Origin of the sequence: Wenyingzhuangia sp. 2_MG-2023 (genome assembly GCF_030548295.1) — a bacterium.
Lineage (GTDB): Bacteria > Bacteroidota > Bacteroidia > Flavobacteriales > Flavobacteriaceae > Wenyingzhuangia.
In genome coordinates, this window is record NZ_JAUOSB010000042.1 from 1 (window position 1) to 2,999 (window position 2,999).

The following is a 2,999-nucleotide window of genomic DNA, read 5'->3' on the forward strand; positions in this document are numbered from 1 at the left end:
ATACTAATGACTAGTTACTAAAAAAAGTTCATTGACATATTGATATAAATAATAATAATAAAATATTATTACTTGAGTAGACATTAGAAGTGTGCTATCGTAAGATAGTATACAATAATATAAAAAATACAGTTTCAAACTTTAGGGTTTGAGACTAAAGATTAAAGACGCAAAAGAGTACAATAAGCTAATTAAGGGTGTATGGCGGATGCCTAGGCTCTCAGAGGCGATGAAGGACGTGATAAGCTGCGATAAGCTTCGGGGATTTGCACATAAGACTTGATCCGAAGATTTCCGAATGGGGCAACCCACTATATTGAAGATATAGTACCGAAAGGGGCAAACCCGGTGAACTGAAACATCTAAGTAACCGGAGGAAGAGAAAATAATAATGATTTCGTTAGTAGTGGCGAGCGAACGCGAAAGAGCCCAAACCGATTTTGTTACGGCAAAGTCGGGGTTGTAGGACTGAGATATCGAGAATTGATTGAATTAGAATAACCTGGAAAGGTTGACCAAAGAGGGTGATAGTCCCGTATAAGTAAGAGATATGATTGTATCAGTATCCTGAGTAGGGCGGGGCACGAGGAACCCTGTCTGAATCTGCCGGGACCATCCGGTAAGGCTAAATACTCCTGAGAGACCGATAGTGAACTAGTACCGTGAGGGAAAGGTGAAAAGAACCCTAAGTAAGGGAGTGAAATAGATCCTGAAACCGTACACCTACAAGCGGTCGGAGCCCATTAACTGGGTGACGGCGTGCCTTTTGCATAATGAGCCTACGAGTTACTTTATCTAGCAAGGTTAAATTCTTAAGGAATGGAGCCGTAGCGAAAGCGAGTCTGAATAGGGCGTTTTAGTTAGGTTGAGTAGACGCGAAACCTGGTGATCTACCCATGGGCAGGTTGAAGCTGTGGTAACACACAGTGGAGGACCGAACCCGTTGACGTTGAAAAGTCTTGGGATGACCTGTGGGTAGGGGTGAAAGGCCAATCAAACCAGGAAATAGCTCGTACTCCCCGAAATGCATTTAGGTGCAGCGTTGTATTAGTTATATAGAGGTAGAGCTACTGATTGGATGCGGGGGCTTCATCGCCTACCAATTCCTGACAAACTCCGAATGCTATATAATGATTTACAGCAGTGAGGGCATGGGTGCTAAGGTCCATGTCCGAGAGGGAAAGAACCCAGACCATCAGCTAAGGTCCCCAAATATATGTTAAGTTGAATAAACGAGGTTTGTTTGCTTAGACAGCTAGGATGTTGGCTTGGAAGCAGCCATTCATTTAAAGAGTGCGTAACAGCTCACTAGTCGAGCGAACGAGCATGGATAATAATCGGGCATAAACATATTACCGAAGCTATGGATTTTTAGTTTTACTAAAAGTGGTAGGGGAGCATTCTAGTTGTGCTGAAGGTGAATCGTAAGGTTTGCTGGAACGGCTAGAAAAGAAAATGTAGGCATAAGTAACGATAAGGCGGGTGAGAAACCCGCCCTCCGAAAGACTAAGGTTTCCTCAGCGATGCTAATCAGCTGAGGGTTAGTCAGGGCCTAAGGCGTACCCGAAAGGGGAAGTCGATGGACAACAGGTTAATATTCCTGTACACGCACCCATTAAAAGTGACGGATTGCCCAGATCTTTACGTACTGACGGAATAGTACGTTGAGCCTAAACTTCGGTTGAAGCGAAAAGAAGTAAGCGGTTCCAAGAAAAGCGAGGGCTGCGTCCTGTACCGTAAACCGACACAGGTAGTTGGGATGAGTATTCTAAGGAGCTCGAGTGATTCATGGCTAAGGAACTAGGCAAAATAGACCCGTAACTTCGGGAGAAGGGTCGCCCCACTTCGGTGGGGCCGCAGTGAAAAGGTCCAGGCGACTGTTTATCAAAAACACAGGGCTCTGCTAAAACGAAAGTTGATGTATAGGGCCTGACACCTGCCCGGTGCTGGAAGGTTAAGTGGAGGGTTTAGACGCAAGTCGAAGATCTGAAATGAAGCCCCAGTAAACGGCGGCCGTAACTATAACGGTCCTAAGGTAGCGAAATTCCTTGTCGGGTAAGTTCCGACCTGCACGAATGGTGCAACGATCTGGACACTGTCTCAGCCATGAGCTCGGTGAAATTGTAGTATCGGTGAAGATGCCGATTACCCGCTACGGGACGAAAAGACCCCGTGAACCTTTACTATAGCTTAGTATTGGCTTTGGATAAGTAATGTGTAGGATAGGTCGGAGACTTTGAAGCAGCATCGCTAGGTGTTGTGGAGTCATTGTTGAAATACGACCCTTTGCTTATCTAGAGTCTAACCCAGTGATGGGGACAGTGCTTGGTGGGTAGTTTGACTGGGGTGGTCGCCTCCAAAAGAGTAACGGAGGCTTCTAAAGGTACCCTCAGTACGCTTGGTAACCGTACGTAGAGTGCAATGGCATAAGGGTGCTTGACTGCGAGACCTACAAGTCGATCAGGTTGGAAACAAGAGCATAGTGATCCGGTGGTTCCGCATGGAAGGGCCATCGCTCAAAGGATAAAAGGTACTCCGGGGATAACAGGCTGATCTCCCCCAAGAGCTCACATCGACGGGGGGGTTTGGCACCTCGATGTCGGCTCGTCACATCCTGGGGCTGGAGAAGGTCCCAAGGGTTGGGCTGTTCGCCCATTAAAGTGGCACGCGAGCTGGGTTCAGAACGTCGTGAGACAGTTCGGTCTCTATCTGTAGCGGGCGTTAGAAATTTGCGTGGATTTGACTCTAGTACGAGAGGACCGAGTTGAACTAACCTCTGGTGTATCTGTTGTTCCGCCAGGAGCATTGCAGAGTAGCTACGTTGGGAAGGGATAAGCGCTGAAAGCATATAAGCGCGAAACCCACCACAAGATGAGATTTCTTTAAAGGGTGGTTGTAGACTACGACCTTGATAGGATATAGGTGTAAAGGCAGTAATGTCATAGCCGAGTATTACTAATAACCCATAGGCTTATGTACTTGCGGGCTTTAATGAAAAA

General features: G+C 46.6%; 1 rRNA gene. It reads left to right on the forward strand.

The annotated features are described in order from the left end of the window. Positions 1 to 180: 180 nt before the first annotated feature. Positions 181 to 2,979 (forward strand): 23S ribosomal RNA (locus tag Q4548_RS16485). Positions 2,980 to 2,999: the final 20 nt, after the last annotated feature.